Here is a 17435-nt window from a genome sequence, read left to right on the forward strand (position 1 = left end):
CCGCGCAACTTCGGGGAAGTTGCTGCTTGCGGGATGCCGCAGGCAGCACTTTCCCTGAAGTTGGGCGGATCCTGTCGGTGATCTGCCCGCCGCTCGGGGCCGCACCGTGGTGCTGCTGGGGCACGAGGCGACCGGTATTCCGCCCGAGGCGCTCGACCAGGTGGACGCGGCGCTAGGCGACGTTGATGGGGCGGAACTGGACGCTCACCCTCGGGCCTACCGGGCGCGTGGTCTTGGGGACAGCATGTTCCCAGGTGCGTTGGCAGGAGCCGCCCATCACGATCAGGTCGCCGTGGCCCACCGGGAAGCGCAGGCTCTCGCCGCCCCCGCGTGGGCGCAGCAGCAGTGGTCGGGGTGCGCCGAAGGAGACGATCGCGACGATGGTGTCGGTGTGCGCCGACCGGCCGATGGTGTCGCCGTGCCAGGCCACGCTGTCGCGCCCGGACCGGTAGAGGCACAGGCCGGCGGTGACGAAGGGTTCGCCCAGCTCGGGGGCGTAGTGCCGGGTCAGCGTCGCGCGTGCCTCGGTGAGCACGGGGTGGGGGAGCTGCCGGTCGGCGCCGTACCAGCAGAGCAGGCGGGGCACGTCGACCTCGCTGTCGTACATGGTGCGTCGTTCGGCGCGCCAGGGCACCTCGGTGAGCAGGGTGTCGAGGACCGTGTCGGAGCCGCGCACCCAGCCGGGGAGGTGGTCGACCCAGGCGCCCCGGCTGAGCTGGTGCCGGCGGATCTGGCCGGGCAGTGGCCCCAGGGTCGGCCCGGCGTCGGCCAGGTCGAGCATCGACGGCTGGTAGGCGACCTGCGTCATGCGGCCACCCTAGCAGGGAGTTCGTACACCCGTGCCAATCGACGGGTCGGTGGCGCGTACGGCGTCGAACACCGCGTCCACGACCCGGCCCCGGCCCTGCCCGTCGACGGTGGACCAGGCCCGCGCGGCCAGCGCGGTGCGCCGCTGCGGTGAGCTGAGCAGCCCGTTCAGGGTCCGCGCCGCGGTCGCGCGGGCCGCCCGACCGGCGACGCCGGCGGCGGTCAGCTCCGGCAGCTCACCGAGGCCGGCGGCGAGGCCGTGGCGGATCACCCGGTCGTACGACTCGCGCTGGTTGTCGACCACGCAGACCAGGGCGGCGGGTGCGCCGAGGCAGCAGAGTTCCCAGGTGGAGGTGCCGGCGGCGCTGATCACCAGGTCGGCCCCGGTGATCAGGGTCGGCAGCGAGCCGGTGGGCGGGACGGGCCGGATGATCTGCCCGCGTCCGGGAGTGATCTCCTCCAGCTCGGCCTCGATCTCGGGTCGACCGACGACGACCGTGAGGTCCATCGGATGGCCGGCGGCGACCAGCACCCGGGTGAGCACCGGGGCCGCGCCGACGGCGTCGGTGCCGCCGAAGAAGGCCAGCACGCGGGGCCGGCCGACGGCCGTGGCGGTCGGGGGCGCCGGCGGCCGGGCGGTGATCACCGAGTCGCGCAGCAGGGCGTACGCGCTGCCGGCGAGCAGCCGTCCGGGCAGCTCCGGGTGCCGTGCACCGAAGTTCTGGTCGAGGTAGAGGTCGGCGTCCTGGCCTCGGCTGTCCCCGTCGATGATCGCGAGGGTGAGCACGCCGGCGGCCCGTAGTGCGCCCGCTCCGGCTGGGTCCAGCTCGTAGGAGTCGAGGACCATCACGTCCAGGTCGTGTCGTTGGGCGGTCTCGACCAGCTCGGCCGGCGAGTCGGGGCCGGGGTGCAGTCCGATGCCGCGCGCGGCGAGTTCGGCGAGCGCCCAGTCGAGCCGTTCGACGGTGCCGAACACCGCGACGTGGGCACCCCGGGCCTGGAACTCCTCGGCGAGGGCCAAGCAGCGTACGAGGTGGCCGACGCCGCGCCGCGGCCCGGCGTCGCAGCGCACCCCGACCCGCAGGGTGCTCAGGACTCCTCCAGCTGCTTCTGGCGGACGTCGGCGTTGAGCGCGCGCAGCCGGGGCTGCCCGTCCAGCCAGTCGGCGAGCTTGGCCAGCGGCACGCTGACGTCGCCGAAGTGGTCCACGACGGCGCTCACCAGCGCCCAGTCCTGGTCGGTGTCGAGGGTCAGCCGCAGCGCCGAACGGTCCGGGGTGAGCGTCACGCCGAGCACCCGGAACAGGTCGGGGTGGGTGTACGCGTACGAGGTCACGTGCACCCGGTGGTGACCGGTGGCGAGCCGGTCGAGGGTACGCAGCGCCTCCGCGCGGATGATCTCGACGTCCAGCCCTCGGGGCAGCGTCCGGGCGATCGACGTGCTCGCGTAGTCCAGTCCGGGCACCGCCCGGTAGACGGAGGCGACCAGCGTGATGATCTCCGGGTCGAGCAGGGGGCAGTCGGCGGTGAACCGCATGACCGCGTCGCCCGGGTGGGCGGCGAGGGCACCCACGAAGCGGTCCAGGACGTCGTCGACCGGCCCGCGGTGACACGGCACGTCGAGCCGTTCGCATTCGGTCACGACCGCGTCGTCGACCGGGTCGGTGCTGGTGGCGACCACCAGGTCGGCGAGGACGCCGCTGTCCCGGGCGGCACGCACCACCCGGCCCAGCACGGACCGTCCGGCGAGCGGGCGGAGCACCTTGCCGGGCAGCCGTGACGATCCCATCCGGGCCTGCACGATCCCGACGATCCGTGACCCGGGCACCGGTACGCCGGTCATTGCTGCTCCTCCTGCTTCGGGGCGAGCACCGTGCGGGCCCGGCGCTTGGCGGCGCGGGCACCCCGCTTGGCGAGCCGGGCCGGCGTGATGGCGAGCCGGCCGACCCGGTAGCTGAGCGACCCGCTGAGCAGGCCGATCGTCGTCTCGGCCCGGCGCAGGGCCCGCTCCCGGGAGGTCAGCAGCTCCTCGGTCCAGGCGGTCAGCGCGGCGAGCCGGCTGAGTTCCTCGCGCTGGCGCAGCCACGCCTCCCGCAACTGCTGGTAGCTGTGCGCGCCGACCGGCGGGTCGGTCGGCTCGACGGCGTGCAGCCGGGTGGCGAGGGTGGCCCGGCCGTCGATGTCGAGCTCGTGCAGCGCCGCGGTGATCTCCGCCTCGGCGTCCACGGCCGCGGCGACGGTCGCGCGGTCCAGGTCGCGCCCGGCGAGGCCGCCGAGCACCACGGTCAGGCCCGCCACGTCGAGGGTGGACGACCACGGGTGGGCGTACCCGCCGGTGAGCAGGCCCGCCGCGAAGCGCCACAGGCCACGGGCCAGCACCACGTCGGCGGGAATCGAGCCGGTGGCCCGCCAGCTCGGGTCGAGCACGGTGTACCGCGCACCGTCGACGACCACGTTGTCGGTGCTCGCCACCGCGGTCGCCCCGAGGACCCGTCCGTCGGCGTCGCTATGCCCGGCGAGCCAGTCCGCGTACCCCCGCAGGAGCGTGCGCAGGGTCGCCAGGTCGCGGCGCAGGGCCGCGTCGAGCAACAGGGTACGCAGCAGTCGCCCGGACGGCACCGGCCCGCTCAGCGCGCCCGGGTCCCGGTACGCGGCCGGGCGGCGGGCGTTCGGCGCGGCCGGCAGGCCCGCGCCGGTGGCCGGGATGAGCCCCCAGCGCCAGCCCGACGGGCCGTCGAGCACCTCCAGCACACCGATCCCGGGCTGCCCGGTCTGCGCCAGTGCCACCGGCAGGTCCCCGGTGGGTGCCGGCGCGGGCGTCCCGGGCCGGTGGGCGAGCATCAGCCAGCCCGGCGCGAGGTCGGCGGCGCGTCCGGCGTGTAGGGCGTCCACCGCCAGCCGGGCCGGGTCCTGGAGCACCGGGGCGCCGGTGAAGCCGCCGGCGCAGGCGCCGTGCAGCACCGCGTCGAACAGACCGGAGGCGGCACCGCGGTCGAGCTGGTCGGCGTCGAGCAGCGCCGTCGCGGTGCCGGTGTCGGGGTACGCGGCCCAGCAGGTGCCCGGCAGCAACCCGACGCCGCTGAGCCGTTCGCGGAGCTGGTCGCGGTTGGCCGGGTGGGCACCGTCCAGCACTCCACCGATCACCCAGGCGGAGTCGTCCCGGCCGGCGTACCAGGGGGTGGTGGAGACGAGGCGGTGCAGCCCGAGCGGGTTGTCCAGGCGCAGCAGCAGCGCGCCGCCCGGCCGGAGCGCGGCGACCAGTCGCGCCAGCACGCCGTCCCAGCCCAGCCGGGTGCCCTCCACCGACTCGATCGGGTCGAGTCCGGCGCCGGCGATCACCACGTCGTACGTCTCGTCGGTGGGCAGCCCGGCCGGGCCGCCCACCACCACGCGGGCGGCGCGCGGGGCCAGCGCCACCGCGTCCGGGTGGCTGCGCAGCAGGCAGGTCACCTCGGCGTGGGCGAGCCGGTCGAGCAGCGCCGGGTCGTGCGGCCCGGCCAGCAGGACGCGGGCACCGGGCGGCACGATCCGGGCCGCCAGCGCGGCGAGGGGGCCACCGTCGGCCAGCCGTTCGCGCGGCAGGTCGGACCAGGCCAGCATCTCGCCGCCCGGCAGGGTGATCCGGCCGGCGGGTGCCGTCTCAGTCGTCACGGTCTTCCTCTTCCTCCTGGAGGTGCGCCCAACCGAGCAGCTCGCGCAGTTCGGCCGGCGAGCAGCGGTGGTCGGTGCCCAGTTCGGCGCGGGCTATCTCGACCGCGGTGGGCAGATCGACCGCGGTGCCGTGCAGTTGCGGCCACTGTCGCCGGATCCGCGCGGTCCCGCCGAAGGTCGGGTCCTCGTTGGACAGGACCATCGGGTCGCCGTACACCGCCGGCTCACAGCCCGCCGCGATGCCGTAGAAGATCGCGCTGGTCAGCCGGTTGGATGCTACCCGGCGGTGGCGGCGCAGCTCGGTCAACTGCTTGTCGAGGAACTCCGGGTCGGTGTCCTTCCACCAGTGCCCCCGGTACCCGTGGCAGATCACCCGGAAGCCGGCGCGCTCGTACAGTCGGCGGACGTTGCGCATGCCGTACTCGTGCCAGTACAGGCACACCGTGACCGGGCCGGGCTCGGTGTCCCGGATCAGGGCGATCAACGTGCGGTGGTCGCCCTTGACGTGCTGGCCCTCCCAGCCGTGGAACGGGTACCAGATGGTGCCCTCACGTTCCTCGGCCGGCGGATCCTCCGGTCGCATGGCCAGCAGGTAGACGAACGGGGCGCCGATGACGACCACGTTGCGCCGCCCCACCGACCAGGCCCGTCGGCGGGTCTGCTCCGACCAGAGCAGGCTCGGGGTGCGATCGGCGTACGGGTGCCCGGGGGCCAGGCCGTCACCGATGTTCCAGCCGTGCTGCACGTACCCGTTGATCCGCGGTGGATGCCGGTCGCCGAGGCCGGCGTAGCGGGCCAGCACGTGCGCGTGACCGTAGAAGTGGTTCGCGTGGTGCATCAGGTTCCCATCAGGCGGCGGAACGCACCGAGCCGGCTCGCAGGGCGGCCGTCAGCGCGTCGATGACGCGGTCCTGGTCGGCGTCGCGGAGACCCGGGTAGAGCGGCAGCGACAGCTGCTGCTCGTAGAACGACTCGGCCACCGGACAGGATCCGCGCCGGTAGCCCAGGTCGGCGAACGCCGGGTGCCAGTGCACCGGGACGTAGTTGACCTGCACACCGATGCCGGCGGCGCGCATCCGGTCGTACACCTCGCGGCGACGGCCGTCGAGCACCCGGATCGGGTAGAGGTGCCACGCCGGGTCGGCCCACGACCGGCGGGTGGGCCGCAGGACACCGTCCAGGTCGGCCAGTGCCTCGTCGTAGCGGGCGACCAGGGCGGCCCGGCGCGCCTTGAACTCGGCGAGCCGGCGCAGCTGGCTGCGGCCCAGCGCGCAGAGCACGTCCGGCAGCCGGTAGTTCAGCCCGAACTCGGGCACCTCGTAGTACCAGCCACCCTCGTCGCCGAAGCGCAGGTCGTCGCGCTCCCGGACCACGCCGACGCCGCGGAACCGGCGGGCCCGCTTGAGGATCCGCGGGTCCAGCGCGGCGACGGCGCCGCCCTCGGCGGTGGTCAGGTTCTTCGTGGGGAAGAACGAGAACGTGGTCAGGTCGGCGAGCGAGCCCACCGGCCGACCGTGGTACGTCCCGCCGATCGAGTGCGCCGCGTCGGCGAGCAGCAGCGCGTCGCTGCCCACCATCGACTTGCGCAGGGCGTCGTAGTCGGCGGGGTGCCCGGCGTAGTCGACCGCGGAGACGACCCTGGTCCGGGAGGTCACGGCGTCGGCGACCGCGGCGGGATCGAGGCAGAAGGTCTCGTCGTCGACGTCCGCGAACACGATCTTCGCGCCGAGGGCGACCGCGCTGCTCGCGGTCGCCACAAACGTCATCGGCGGTACGACCACCTCGTCGCCCGGCCCCACCCCGGCTGCCGCGTACGCCACGTGCAGCGCCGCGGTGCCGTTGGAGACGCTGGCGACACCGACCCCGCCGGTCCACTCGGCGAGTTCGGCCTCGAAGGCGTCCACCTGCGGCCCGGTGGTGAGCCAGTCGCCGCGCAGCACGTCGGCGACGGCCGCGATGTCGTCCTCGGTGACCGACTGCCGGCCGTACGGGAGCATCCCCGTCATGCGGTGAGGCCGAGCATGTCGCGCAGCTGCTCGACGCTGAGCCACTCGTCGTTGGTGTCCGACTGGTAGGCGAAGCCGTCCGGCACCGGCTCGCAGTCGACCGGCGGCTGGTAGCCCCAGCCGGCGATGGTCGGCTGCACGATGTAGCGGTCCTTGGCGCGCAGCGTCCGGCGGCTGTCGTCCGGCGCGATCATCTCCTCGTGCAGCTTCTCGCCGGGCCGGATGCCGATCTCGTGGGTGGTGGCGTCCGGCGCGACGGCCTCGACCAGGTCGAGGATGCGCATGCTCGGGATGCGCGGCACGAACAGCTCGCCGCCCTGCATCTGGTCGAACGAGTCCATCACGAACTGGACGGCCTGCTCCAGCGTGATCCAGAACCGGGTCATCCGCTTGTCGGTGATCGGCAGGCTCTTGCCCTCGGCGGCCAGCCGGTGGAACAGCGGCACCACCGAGCCGCGGCTGCCGACCACGTTGCCGTAGCGGACCACCGCGAACCGGGTCGGATGGTGGGCGGCGTAGTGGTTGGCCGAGACGAACAGCTTGTCGCCGACCAGCTTCGTCGCGCCGTAGAGGTTGATCGGGCTGGACGCCTTGTCGGTCGACAGCGCGATGACCTTCTTGACGCCGGCCTCGATCGCGGCGTCGACGACGTGCTGCGAGCCGGTGATGTTGGTGGCGATGAACTCGGAGGGGTTGTACTCCGCGGTGTCCACCTGCTTCAGGGCGGCCGCGTGCACCACGTGGTCCACGCCGTGCATGGCACGGGTCAGGCGGTGCCGGTCGCGGATGTCGCCGATGAACCAGCGCAGCCGCGGGTCGTCGCCGAGCTGCTGGCGCAGCTCGTACTGCTTGAGCTCGTCGCGGGAGAAGACCACCACCCGGGCGGGGTCAGCCTCGTTGAGGATGTGCCGGAGGAAGGTCCTGCCGAAGGAACCCGTTCCCCCGGTGATCAGAATGGACGATCCATTCAACTCACTCAATTTGGTGCTCCCGTGATCGTGGATGTTCGGGCGGCCCTCGGCCGGCCGACCGGGGTGACACGCTAGCCATGGCGGGTTAACGCCCCGGCGCTCGCGGGTTAACCGCGACCGCTGCTCCCGTGAATGCCGGACACCGCGCAGGCGAACACTTACGACCGCGCGTGAAGCGGGCTGACCAGGCCGGATCCGGCCGTTACAGTGGCCGCGCGAGCGACCCGGCCGCCCCCGCGAGCCACTGGTTACCGCGTCCACCCGACATCCGCGCCGGCTCGGCGCGAACGGTTCACCCCCGAGCGTCACCGGCCGGCACGTACGCCATCCGGCCCGCACGGACCCGGCCCGGCCGGCGAACTCAGGAGGCGTTGATGGCATCCGGCAGCGACGTGATGGAACGGCCGGCGGCCCCGGCCGGTACGCCGCCCGCCGCACCCGCGCGGCGCTGGCTCGTGCCCCTGCTCCTGCTCGTCGGGTGGGTGCTCAGCGTCGCCTGGCGGATGTGGCTGTCCCGACACATCGTGCTGCCGATCGCCCACACCGACGAGGACAGCTACCTCAACACCGCCCGCGCCCTCGCTGGCGGGCCGGGCGGGTTCAGCAGCGAGAACGACCTGCTGCGCCGGGTCGGCTACCCGATGCTGATCTCGCCGGCGTTCCTCGGCGACCGGGACTTCGGCGACAGCTACCGGCTGGTCCAGCTGATCAACGCGATGGTGAACTCGACGCTGCTGCCCCTGGCGTACCTGCTGGGCCGGCGACTGCTCCGGCTGCGCCGCTCGTACGCCCTGCTCGCGGCGGTGGTGGCCGCGACCCTGCCGGCCACCGCGTTCTACGCCGGCGTCGCCATGATCGACACGGTGATGGCGCCGCTGGTGGTGGCCTGGCTGCTCGCCGTGCACCGCTGGATCGAGCGACCCGGCCCGCTCGCCGCGGCCACCGTCGGGGTGTTCGTCGGCGCCTTCCACCTCCTGCACTCCCGCGGCCTGGTGATCGTCGGGATCCACGCCGGTCTGGTCCTGCTGCTGCTCGTCCGCCGCCGGATCACGCCCGCCGGGGTGCTCGCGGCGCTGCTGCCGGTGCTGGCCCTGGCGCTGGTCAACGAGGCCGGCATCCGGCTGCTCGGGGACAAGGTCTACCTGCTCGGCAGCACCCCGGGCGGCAGCGTGGTCGACGCCGTCGCGTCCGCGCAGGGTGTGGTCCGGGTCGGCGCGGCGGTCACCACCCAACTCTGGTACCTCGTCGTGATCACGTTCGGGATGGCCGGCGTGGCCTGGGCCGCCGCCGTCCGGGAGCTGTGGCGTCCCCGGCACGGCGACGCGACCCGCTGGACGATGGGCGTCGCGCTGGTCGCGAGCGTGGGCGTCGCCAGCGGCGCCTCGGTGATCCTGGCCGGCATCACCGGCAAGCCGTTGGACGCGATCTACGGGCGCTACGTGCAGATGCTCGCGCCGTTCTGGATGCTCGTCGGGCTCGGGGTGCTGCTCACCGCGGGACGCCGCGTGGTGCTGCGCCGCGCGGCCGTCGCGGTCGCCCTGCTGGTCGCCGGCGGCGCGCTGGTCGCGGCCCGACTCGCGTACGTGGCCAGCCGGGGACACTCGCTGCGCTACGGCGGTTTCGGCGCTCCGGACCTGATGGCGCTCACCGGCGGTTGGCGGGAGATGCGGCCGGTCGTCGGGTCGCTGATCGGCATCGCCGGCTGCCTGCTGCTCGTCGCCGTGGTCCAGGTGCCCCGCCTGCGACTGCCGATCCTCGGTGCCCTCGTGGTGGTCAACCTCGTCACCATGCAGGTGATCGACCAGCGCCTCGTCCGCCCGATGGTGGCGAGCACCGCGCCCACCCCCCGGGTCGCCGACGTCGGGGTACGCCCCGGCGAGCGGGTGTGGGCCTCCACCGGCGTGCACTACATCCAGCGGTTCAACCTCAGCCACCAGGTGACGTGGACCGACGTGCGGTGGTTCCGTGAGCAGCCGCCGGCCGCGGCGCAGGTGGTGTTCGCCCGCTGGGCGCCCGGCCAACCCGACGACTGGGACGGCGCGAAGTACGGCTTCGTCCGGCTCGGCGGCAATGAGCGCCAGCACTGGGCGGCCTGGCGGCGGGCCTGACCCGCTCGACCCCTGGTGAACGGTTGATGTCCACCGGACACATTCGTGGTTAATGGCGTCGGGCCATGACGCGAATGTGTCCGGTAATCATCGCCGCCGGCGGTCGGCCTGGGCGAGGGAAATGGGGATGACGGTGATTTCCCGGCCGTCGGACAACTCTCGGCGGCCGGTGCCCTCGACAAAACGGAAACGCCGGTTCATCTGCCGTACGACGGTGTTGTGCTCCAACACCTCGCCGTCGAGCCGATCCAGGTGCAGCCCGTCGAACGCGTACTCGACGGCCTCCCGCATGATGCCCAGCCAGGCGGGCAGCGTCTCGCCCCGCTCGGCCAGCCCGTCGGCGTCCAGATAGAAGCCCCAGGCACCGGTCCGCGGACCGTCCAGCCGCAGGTCGAAGAAGGTGACCACACCGCAGGGACGGTCGTCGCGGACGTACACCAGCACCCGCCGCGACGGGTCGTCGCGGACCGCCGCCCACCACCGGGCGTGCTCCTCGGCGCTGATCTCGTGGCTGTTCTTGCTGACCTGACGGTTGGTTTCCTGATTACGCCAGGACAACATCAGGTGAACGTCGTCCGCCGTTGCTCCGCGCAGCACGTGCCTCTCGCTTTCAATCTGTTAACACCTGGTCCGGGAACCTTACCCGGACGCACCGGGAAATCAGATATGCATTCGTTGGGTTGTAGACTCCGGCGCATGAACGAATTGAGTCGCGCGCAGATCCGCGACCTCATGGCTCAGGTGCTGAAGAACCAGGACAAGGAGCTGCCCGCCGACGACGCGGCGCAGCTGCGGGAGATCGGCTTCCGCTCGCTGGACTTCTCCGAGCTGGCCCTGCGGGTCGAGGACGAGACGGGGGAGGAACTCAACTTCGACGCCCCCGGCCTGCGCCGCATCGCCACCGTCGGTGACGTCCTCGACTTCCTCGTCGAGCTTCAACACCAGTGACCGTCGCGACCCCCGACCCCGCCACCGCCGCGCACCCCGAGCCGGCCGGCGTCGACAACCGGGTCGTCGTCGGCGGTGCCGCGCTGACCTGGCGGACGCTGCCGAGGCCGGCCCTGCCCGACCCGGCGGCGGTGCTGGCGCAGTCCGCCGTGCACGCGCTCGCCGCCGCGCGGCAGCACGCCGTGCACGGCACCGAGCTGCTGCTCAGCACCGCGAGCCGGGTGGACGAGGCGATGCGCGCCGAGCTGTCCGAGGCCGGATTCTCGGTCACCGTCGTCGACGACGACGGGGCACACCCGAGCGCGCCGGCCCGAGCACGCGACGCCGACCCCGGCCGGCTGTGGCTTCTGACGTCGGGCTCGACCGGCCGTCCCAAGCGGGTCGGGCACACCCTCGACACGCTGACCACGGTACGGGCCGACCAGCCCGAGCGGACCTGGCTGTGCCCCTACGCCCCCGGCACGTACGCCTGGTGGCAGGTGGTCACCCTGTCGCTGACCCAGCCCGGGCAACACCTGGTGGTGGTCGAGCCGGACGAGCTGGACGACTGGCCGGCCCTCGCCGCCGCGCACGGGGTCGACGCCGCCTCCGGTACGCCGACCTTCTGGCGCCGCACCCTCTACCGGGACGCCGCCGCCCTCGCCCGGGTGCCGCTGCGCCAGATCACCCTCGGCGGGGAGCCGGTGGACCAGGCGATCCTCGACCAGCTGCGGGACCTCCTCCCCGCCGCCCGGATCTCCTGGATCTACGCGTCCTCCGAGGTGGGGGCGTCCATTGTGGTGCACGACGGGCGGGCCGGGTTCCCGGTCGACTGGCTCGACCGGGAGACCGCCGGGCGGCCGACGCTCTCCGTCCACGACGACGAGCTGGTGATCACCTCCCCGTACCACGGCGCCGGGCTGGCCGGCCCGGTCCGTACCGGGGACCGGGTGCAGGTCGTCGACGACCGGGTGCTGATCACCGGCCGGCTGGACTCCGACGAGATCAACGTCGGCGGCAGCAAGGTCTCCGCCGGTGTGGTGCGTGGCGTGCTGACCGGGCATCCCGCGGTGGCCTGGGCCCGGGTCACCGGCCGACGCGCCCCGGTGCTCGGCCGGATGGTCGTCGCCGAGGTGGTGCTCGCCCCCGCCGACGGCGCCGGCGTGCCGGACGAGGCCGCGCTGATGCGCTGGTGCGCCGACCGGCTGCCCGAACACGCCGTGCCCCGCCGGATCCGTGTGCTGACCGAGATCCCCGTCAAGGAGACCCTGAAGAGCGATGTCTGACCCCGCCGACACCCAGCTCGTACCCCCCAGCTCCGTCGTCCTCGTCTCCGGAGGCTCACGAGGGCTGGGCCTGGCCATCGTCACCGACCTGCTCGACGCGGGCGTACGGGTCGCCGCGTTCGCCCGTACCGTCACCCCGGAGTTGACGAAGCTCGCCGCCGAACGCCCCGACCGGGTGCACGTCGGCTCGGTGGACGTCACCGACCTGCGCGCCGCGCAGGGCTTCGTCCGCGAGGTGGAGCAGCGCCTCGGCCCGATCGACGGCCTCGTCAACAACGCCGCCATCGGGCAGGACTCGCTGCACGTCCACACCGCCACCGACGACATCGCCCGGATCATCGAGACCAACCTGACCGCGCCCCTGCAACTGACCCGGCTGGTCGTCCGCCGGATGCTCGGCAAGGGGCTCCGCGGGCGGATCGTCAACATCACCTCGATCTGCGCCCAACGTGGCTTCCCGGGCCTCGTCGCGTACTCGGCCACCAAGGGCGGCATGGACGCCGCCACCCGCTCGCTCGCCCGGGAGTTGGGTGGCCGGATGCTGGTCAACGCGGTCGCCCCCGGCTTCTTCGCCTCGGAGATGTCCGCGGTGCTCGGCCCGACCCAGCTCGACCAGATCGTGCGCCGCACCCCGACCGGTCACCTGACCGAGCCGGTGGAGGTCGTACCCGTGGTACGGATGCTGCTGCGCGAGCACACCAACATCAACGGGCAGGTCATCGTGGTGGACGGTGCCGCCTCCATCTGACCTGCGGCCCACGCCGGCGGCAGCGCCGGACCTGTGGCCGGAAGCCGCTGCGCCGGCGTTGCCGCCGGAGGCGGCCGTGGCGGCCCTGCCGTTGCGGGCGGGCGGCGCTGGCGCGCCGCGCCCGGTGCCGGGACTGCTGGCCGCAGCCGAGCAGCACCTGCGCATCGGTGCCCCGGCCGTGCTGGCCGACGCGGTGACCCGCAGCTACCTCGACGACGGACGCTGCGTCGGCTGGTACGGGCCGCCGGCCCCCGGCTGGCGGGTGGCGATCGACGCGGAGCGGGCCGACGCCCCGGTGCCCCCGGCGCTGGCCCGCCGCTTCGGCGCCACGGACTTCTGGGCCCGATGGACCCGGGCCGAGTGCTGCTGCAAGCTGGCCGATTTGCCGGTGGTCGCCTGGTGGCGTCGCTTCGGTCTGGGAACGCCGTCCGACGGCGCGGCGATCTGGCGCACGCTACGGCTGGCCGACCTGATCGTCACCGTCGGCTTCGCCCCGACGCCCCCACCCCACGATCTGGCACTTGCGGACGATTCGCGACTTACGCACCTTCTACCCGGGCAGTAACTGCAAGATCACCGCAGGATCTACGCCCCCACGCTCGCCCCGCGCGGCTTCGTCCTGCCGTTAGTGGCGACGGGGGCGGGGCGGGGCGGGGGGTTAGATCAGGTTCCAGCTCAGCGGGGTGCCGCGGGGGACGTCGGTGGTGAAGGTGCGGCCCAGGACCCGGTCGATCTCCACCGGGGGCAGCCCGCCGGCCGGTCGGATCGACCGGACGTTCCGCGCGGTCACCGGGTCGCCGGCCCGCACGTCCTCGACCACGAACAGCGAACGGCGGAACCGCAGCCCCTCCCGCTCGGCCGGGGTGGGGCCGATCGCGGTGCCACCCAGTGCGGCGTACGCGCGGCCGGACTCGGCGACCAGCGCCGTCAGCTCGGCCGGGTTCAGCGAGAAATCCGAGTCCACGCCGCCGTCGGCGCGGTCCAGCGTCACGTGCTTCTCGATGAAGCAGGCGCCCAGCGCCACCGAGGCGACCGCCACACCGATGCCGGGCGTGTGGTCGGAGAGGCCGACCGCCACGTCGAAGGCACCGGCCAGCACCGGCAGCCGGCGCAGGTTGCTGTCGGCGGGCGGCGCCGGGTAGGACGCGGCGCAGGCCAGCAGCACGATGCCCGCCGCGCCGCCGTCGCGGGCGGTCCGCACCGCGGCGTCGATCTCGCCGACCGTCGCCATCCCGGTGGAGATCACCATCGGCTTGCCGGTGCTGGCCACCAACCGGATCAGCGGCAGGTCGACCAGCTCCGACGACGCGATCTTGTACGCGGGCGCGTCCAGCGACTCCAGCAGCTCCACGGCCGTCGCGTCGAACGGTGACGAGAAGACGGTCAGACCCCGCTCGCGCGCCCGCTCGAAGATCGGGGCGTGCCACTCGTACGGGGTGTGCGCCCGCTCGTAGAGGCGGTACAGGTTCTCGCCGCCCCACAGCTCGTGCCCGCTGGAGATGCGAAACGCCGGGGTGTCGACGTCGATCGTGATCGTGTCCGGCCGGTACGTCTGGAGCTTGAGCGCGTGCGCCCCGCTCTCGGCCACCGCGTCGACGATGGCCAGCGCCCGCCCCAGGTCGCCGTTGTGGTTGCCGGACATCTCGGCAACCACGAAGGGTCGCTCCCCGGCACCGACCGCGTGCGGTCCGATCTTGATTGTCGCCGTCATTCCGACCTCTGCTCAGGTACGTCCGCACCGGGGTGCGGTGGTGCTGTCATCGTCCCCCCGACGGGTGGACGACCTGGAAAACTGCGGCGCCGGGAGCCGACCCGGCGCCCGGCGTGGTGTGCGACATCGACGGTCACGACAGGCGGCCCCCGGCCAACGCGTCGGGCCGGTCGGTCGCCACGGCGGATTCGGCGTCCCGCGTCGTCGCGGCGTCGGGTCGGTTCGGGTCCTCGTCGGTGGCGCCGTCGGCGGCTCCCGCCGCGCCGGGGCGGCGCAGCCGGCCCGCGACCCGGTGCGCCTGGCGCAGCGCCGAGTACGCCAGCCAGTCACCGCGCCCGACCAGCCGGTGCTTGAGCCCGGTCACGCCGGAGGGCATCGGGTAGCCGCCGGCGGGCAGGTAGCGGCGGTAGTGCTCGGCGACCCGGTGGAAGAACGCCCGCCGCAGGTGCGGGTGCAGCCGGTCGTCGTTGCCGACCACCACCAGATAGTGGCTGATCATCAGTTGGAACAGTTCGGCCTGCAACCGCTCGTCCGGGTGCTTGCGGGCCACCCAGTCCATGAGCCGCTCGTACTGGCCGAAGGCGTCGAAGTGCCGGCCACTGCGGGTGGAGGTGATCGCGCCCTGGCGGCCCTGCCGGTACAGGTAGCAGACCCGGTCCAGCACGGAGATCTTCTCCGCGCCGATGAGCAGCGGATGGCTGAACGGGATGTCCTCGTACCAGCCGGGGAAGAACCGTAGCTCCAGCTCGTCGAGGAAGGCCCGGCGGACCACCTTGTTCCACGCGGTGTGCTGCACCCGCAGCAGCTGTGGCTGGTCGGCCAGCCGGGCCACACCCGGCACCCCGCGCAGCAGGTGACTGCTCGCGTCGACCTCGCGCCGGCCGTCCTCGTGCACCCGCAGGTGGTCCAGCATCAGCACGTCGGGCTGGTGCTGGCGCAGCCGGTCCAGCACCGCCGCGATGGTGCCCGGCGGCAGCCAGTCGTCGCTGTCGACGAACCAGACGTACCGGCCGGTGGCCACGTCGAGGCCGGCGTTGCGGGCCAGCCCCAGACCCACGTTGCTGCTCAGGTGGACGACGCGCACCCCGTCGCGGCCGGCGTACGAGCGCAGCATCGCGCCGCAGCCGTCCGGCGAGGCGTCGTCGACGGCGATCAGCTCGACCGCGTCCGACGCACCCGCGGGGATGTCGGCCCGGATCGACTCGAGGCACTGGTACAGGTACGCCTCGACGCCGTACACGGGCACGACGATGCTCAGCAGCGGTGCGTGCGTCGGCTCATTGACCACGTCGCCACCTTCGACGACCCGGGTGGCCGGCCCCGGAACCTGACGTGGCCGACGAAGGTGGAGTCCCTGAACTCCCGCCGAGCGGAAGGTTAACGACGGCCGTCCGGTTCACCCGGGAGTGACCCGGTAGGGTGCCTCGGTGCGGCCCTGCCGGGTCGTCGTGGGCGTCGCCGTCGCGCCGTCCGACGCCGCGCCGGGGAGGAGACGTACGTGCTGGTGACCCTGCGGAGTGTCAGGAGACCGGCATGACGAGCACCACCGACGCACCGACGGTCCGGTCCGCACCCGCCGCCCGGCTGCCCTCCCTGACCGGGCTGCGCTGGATCGCCGCGTTGCTGGTCTTCGGCTTCCACGCGGGCACCATGCGGATCATCGCCGAGCCGGACTACAAGGCCGTCGTCGACGCGTTGTTCACCCTCGGCCTGTCCGGGGTGCAGTTCTTCTTCGTGCTCAGTGGCTTCGTGCTGGTCTGGTCGGCCCGACCGGGGGACTCCCGGCGGACGTTCTGGCGGCGACGGGTCGCCAAGATCTACCCGAACCATCTGGTGCTGTGGGTGGCGGCGCTGCTGGTCGCCTGGTGGTTCGCCGATCCGGTGCTGCCGGCCGTCGCGCTGGAGAACCTGCTGCTGTTGCAGGCGTGGGATCCCCGGCCCGGTTGGTTCTACAGCGTCAACACGGTCAGCTGGTCGCTGTCCTGCGAGTTCTTCTTCTACCTCTGCCTGCCGCTGGTGCTGCCGCTGCTGCGCCGGGCGCGGCCGGCGCTGCTGTGGACGCTGATCGTCGTGCTGCCGCTGCTGATCCTCGCGCTCTGGCCGGCCCAGCAGTTGGTGCCGGAGGCCAGCCGCTGGTGGTTCACCCAGGTCTTCCCGCCGGTCCGGTCGCTGGAGTTCTGGTTGGGCGCGGTGGCGGCCGTGCTGATGCGTCGGGGTCTCTGGCGAGGGCCGGGGCTGACCGCCGCCAGCGTGATCTTCGTGGCCACCTGGGTCGCCGCCGCACAGTGGGTCCGCGCCGAGTTGTGGACCACCCTGCTCGCCGTGGCGTACCTGTTGGTGATCACCGCCGCGGCGGACGCGGACGTGCGGGGTCGCCGGTCGCCGTGGCGGTCCCGGCCGCTGGTCTGGCTCGGTGAGGTCTCGTTCGCGTTCTACCTCGTGCACGTGCTGGTGATGACCAGCGTCCTGCGGTGGACCGGGGACTGGGGGACCGGCTTCGGCGGCTGGCGCGGGCCGGCGGTGGTGCTCGGCTTCCTGCTGGCGAACCTTGTCCTCGCCGGGCTGTTGCACCGCTTCGTCGAGACCCCGATGATGCGCCGGCTGGCCCCGCGCCGCCCGACCCACCCGCCGGCCGTCCCCCGCCAGCGCACCCCCAACGCCGACGCCCCCAACGCCGACGTCCCCAGCGTCGACGCCCCCACCGCCGACGCCACCGACGGCGACGCGGGCAGCGGGCGGGCCGACAATGCGCAGGTCGGCGGGGGTGGCCGGGCCAAGGATCGATCGACATACGCCGACTCGCGCTGATCGTCCACCCTGGTCGGCGCGGCGTGCGCCGACACGCCCGGCGCCGGTGCGCCGGGCCGGCCACGGCGGTAGCGTGGGTACGTGCTTCCGGTCGCGTTCACCTGTCCCCTGTGGTGGGTGGCGCGCTGGGCGACACGGGTGCTGACCAGCCTCGCCGTCGTCGCCGCCCTCACGCTGGGCGCGAGCGCGGGTGCGAGCGCGGGCGCCTCGCCCGGCCCCGGGCACCTGGCGCCGGCCGGCGCGGGGTCGGCGCTGACCGCCGGGCCGCTCACACCGCCGGCCACCGCGCCGTCGGCGTTCAACGCCGGGCACCTCGCACCGTCGGCGTTCACCGCCGGGCCCCTCGCGCCGTCGGCGTTCACCGCCGGGCCCCTCGCGCCGTCGGCGTTCACCGCCGGGCCCCTCGCGCCGTC

At 73.5% G+C, this 17435-nt stretch carries 17 protein-coding genes; 7 read left to right on the plus strand and 10 right to left on the minus strand.

Annotation, left to right across the window (positions count from 1 at the left end; translation table 11 throughout):
- Positions 1-172 precede the first annotated feature (172 nt).
- The 7 genes from AB0H52_RS21795 to pseB are packed head-to-tail and all read right to left on the minus strand — an operon-like array spanning position 173 to position 7443.
- Entirely contained in the window at positions 173-808 is a 636-nt protein-coding gene (locus AB0H52_RS21795; protein WP_151489968.1) for an alpha-ketoglutarate-dependent dioxygenase AlkB, read from the minus strand.
- Positions 809-817: 9 nt separating this feature from the next.
- A complete protein-coding gene (locus tag AB0H52_RS21800) occupies positions 818-1900 on the minus strand; it encodes a spore coat protein (protein WP_151489981.1) in 1083 nt (360 codons plus the stop codon).
- Positions 1897-2649: a glycosyltransferase family protein gene (locus AB0H52_RS21805; protein WP_151489969.1), complete on the minus strand. Its 753-nt coding sequence runs from the start codon at positions 2647-2649 to the stop codon at positions 1897-1899. Before AB0H52_RS21805 ends, AB0H52_RS21800 begins: the two co-directional genes overlap by 4 nt.
- The gene (locus AB0H52_RS21810; RefSeq protein ID WP_357949586.1) at positions 2646-4457 is read right to left on the minus strand and encodes a class I SAM-dependent methyltransferase; all 1812 of its coding nucleotides are present in this window, start codon (positions 4455-4457) and stop codon (positions 2646-2648) included. Before AB0H52_RS21810 ends, AB0H52_RS21805 begins: the two co-directional genes overlap by 4 nt.
- Positions 4447-5295, minus strand: a complete 849-nt coding sequence (locus AB0H52_RS21815) for a hypothetical protein (RefSeq protein WP_151489971.1) — start codon at positions 5293-5295, stop codon at positions 4447-4449. The genes AB0H52_RS21810 and AB0H52_RS21815 overlap by 11 nt, the downstream gene beginning before the upstream one ends.
- A 10-nt stretch (positions 5296-5305) precedes the next feature.
- The gene (locus AB0H52_RS21820; protein ID WP_151489972.1) at positions 5306-6463 is read right to left on the minus strand and encodes an aminotransferase class I/II-fold pyridoxal phosphate-dependent enzyme; all 1158 of its coding nucleotides are present in this window, start codon (positions 6461-6463) and stop codon (positions 5306-5308) included.
- Complete coding sequence (gene pseB / locus AB0H52_RS21825) at positions 6460-7443, minus strand: UDP-N-acetylglucosamine 4,6-dehydratase (inverting) (protein ID WP_151489973.1); 984 nt, start codon at positions 7441-7443, stop codon at positions 6460-6462. Before pseB ends, AB0H52_RS21820 begins: the two co-directional genes overlap by 4 nt.
- A gap of 365 nt (positions 7444-7808) precedes the next feature.
- On the opposite strand from pseB, the gene AB0H52_RS21830 reads away from it, so the two are divergent.
- On the plus strand, positions 7809-9542 hold the full coding sequence (locus tag AB0H52_RS21830; protein ID WP_151489974.1) for a glycosyltransferase family 39 protein: 1734 nt from the start codon (positions 7809-7811) through the stop codon (positions 9540-9542).
- 87 nt (positions 9543-9629) lie between these two features.
- Here AB0H52_RS21830 and AB0H52_RS21835 read toward each other — a convergent pair whose 3' ends face one another.
- The gene (locus AB0H52_RS21835) at positions 9630-10139 is read right to left on the minus strand and encodes a GNAT family N-acetyltransferase (protein WP_151489975.1); all 510 of its coding nucleotides are present in this window, start codon (positions 10137-10139) and stop codon (positions 9630-9632) included.
- 99 nt (positions 10140-10238) lie between these two features.
- Here AB0H52_RS21835 and AB0H52_RS21840 point away from each other — a divergent pair, with 99 nt between their 5' ends.
- From AB0H52_RS21840 to AB0H52_RS21855, 4 genes are read left to right on the plus strand one after another with little or no spacing between them, the layout of a single operon-like run.
- Entirely contained in the window at positions 10239-10490 is a 252-nt protein-coding gene (locus AB0H52_RS21840) for an acyl carrier protein (protein ID WP_091401397.1), read from the plus strand.
- Positions 10487-11755 carry an AMP-binding protein gene (locus AB0H52_RS21845; RefSeq protein ID WP_151489976.1) on the plus strand — a complete coding sequence of 423 codons (1269 nt, stop codon included), beginning with the start codon at positions 10487-10489 and terminating at the stop codon, positions 11753-11755. The genes AB0H52_RS21840 and AB0H52_RS21845 overlap by 4 nt, the downstream gene beginning before the upstream one ends.
- Positions 11748-12503 carry an SDR family NAD(P)-dependent oxidoreductase gene (locus tag AB0H52_RS21850; protein ID WP_151489977.1) on the plus strand — a complete coding sequence of 252 codons (756 nt, stop codon included), beginning with the start codon at positions 11748-11750 and terminating at the stop codon, positions 12501-12503. The genes AB0H52_RS21845 and AB0H52_RS21850 overlap by 8 nt, the downstream gene beginning before the upstream one ends.
- A complete protein-coding gene (locus AB0H52_RS21855) occupies positions 12487-13068 on the plus strand; it encodes a hypothetical protein (protein WP_225854497.1) in 582 nt (193 codons plus the stop codon). Before AB0H52_RS21850 ends, AB0H52_RS21855 begins: the two co-directional genes overlap by 17 nt.
- A gap of 93 nt (positions 13069-13161) precedes the next feature.
- Here the strand turns inward: AB0H52_RS21855 and pseI are convergent, their stop codons facing one another.
- On the minus strand, positions 13162-14214 hold the full coding sequence (gene pseI, locus AB0H52_RS21860; protein ID WP_357949593.1) for a pseudaminic acid synthase: 1053 nt from the start codon (positions 14212-14214) through the stop codon (positions 13162-13164).
- 133 nt (positions 14215-14347) lie between these two features.
- Positions 14348-15502, minus strand: coding sequence for a glycosyltransferase (locus AB0H52_RS21865; RefSeq protein ID WP_151489979.1), 1155 nt, complete (start codon positions 15500-15502; stop codon positions 14348-14350).
- Positions 15503-15747: 245 nt separating this feature from the next.
- Between AB0H52_RS21865 and AB0H52_RS21870 the strand changes: the two genes are divergently transcribed.
- Together AB0H52_RS21870 and AB0H52_RS21875 are read left to right on the plus strand one after the other, a co-directional pair.
- The gene (locus tag AB0H52_RS21870) at positions 15748-17022 is read left to right on the plus strand and encodes an acyltransferase (RefSeq protein ID WP_357949596.1); all 1275 of its coding nucleotides are present in this window, start codon (positions 15748-15750) and stop codon (positions 17020-17022) included.
- Positions 17023-17103: 81 nt separating this feature from the next.
- On the plus strand, positions 17104-17435 hold a 332-nt coding region (locus AB0H52_RS21875), incomplete at its 3' end, for a hypothetical protein (RefSeq protein ID WP_357949599.1).

This window comes from Micromonospora sp. NPDC050695 (assembly GCF_040654415.1).
GTDB lineage: Bacteria > Actinomycetota > Actinomycetes > Mycobacteriales > Micromonosporaceae > Micromonospora.

Bases quoted from the DNA above. Each gene is read 5' to 3' on its own strand.
- AB0H52_RS21805 (WP_151489969.1), bottom strand. From the start codon at position 2,649: ATGACCGGCGTACCGGTGCCCGGGTCACGGATCGTCGGGATCGTGCAG.
- AB0H52_RS21795 (WP_151489968.1), bottom strand. From the start codon at position 808: ATGACGCAGGTCGCCTACCAGCCGTCGATGCTCGACCTGGCCGACGCC.
- AB0H52_RS21830 (WP_151489974.1), top strand. From the start codon at position 7,809: ATGGCATCCGGCAGCGACGTGATGGAACGGCCGGCGGCCCCGGCCGGT.
- AB0H52_RS21820 (WP_151489972.1), bottom strand. From the start codon at position 6,463: ATGACGGGGATGCTCCCGTACGGCCGGCAGTCGGTCACCGAGGACGAC.
- pseI (WP_357949593.1), bottom strand. From the start codon at position 14,214: ATGACGGCGACAATCAAGATCGGACCGCACGCGGTCGGTGCCGGGGAG.
- AB0H52_RS21870 (WP_357949596.1), top strand. From the start codon at position 15,748: ATGACGAGCACCACCGACGCACCGACGGTCCGGTCCGCACCCGCCGCC.
- AB0H52_RS21840 (WP_091401397.1), top strand. From the start codon at position 10,239: ATGAACGAATTGAGTCGCGCGCAGATCCGCGACCTCATGGCTCAGGTG.
- AB0H52_RS21850 (WP_151489977.1), top strand. From the start codon at position 11,748: ATGTCTGACCCCGCCGACACCCAGCTCGTACCCCCCAGCTCCGTCGTC.
- AB0H52_RS21815 (WP_151489971.1), bottom strand. From the start codon at position 5,295: ATGCACCACGCGAACCACTTCTACGGTCACGCGCACGTGCTGGCCCGC.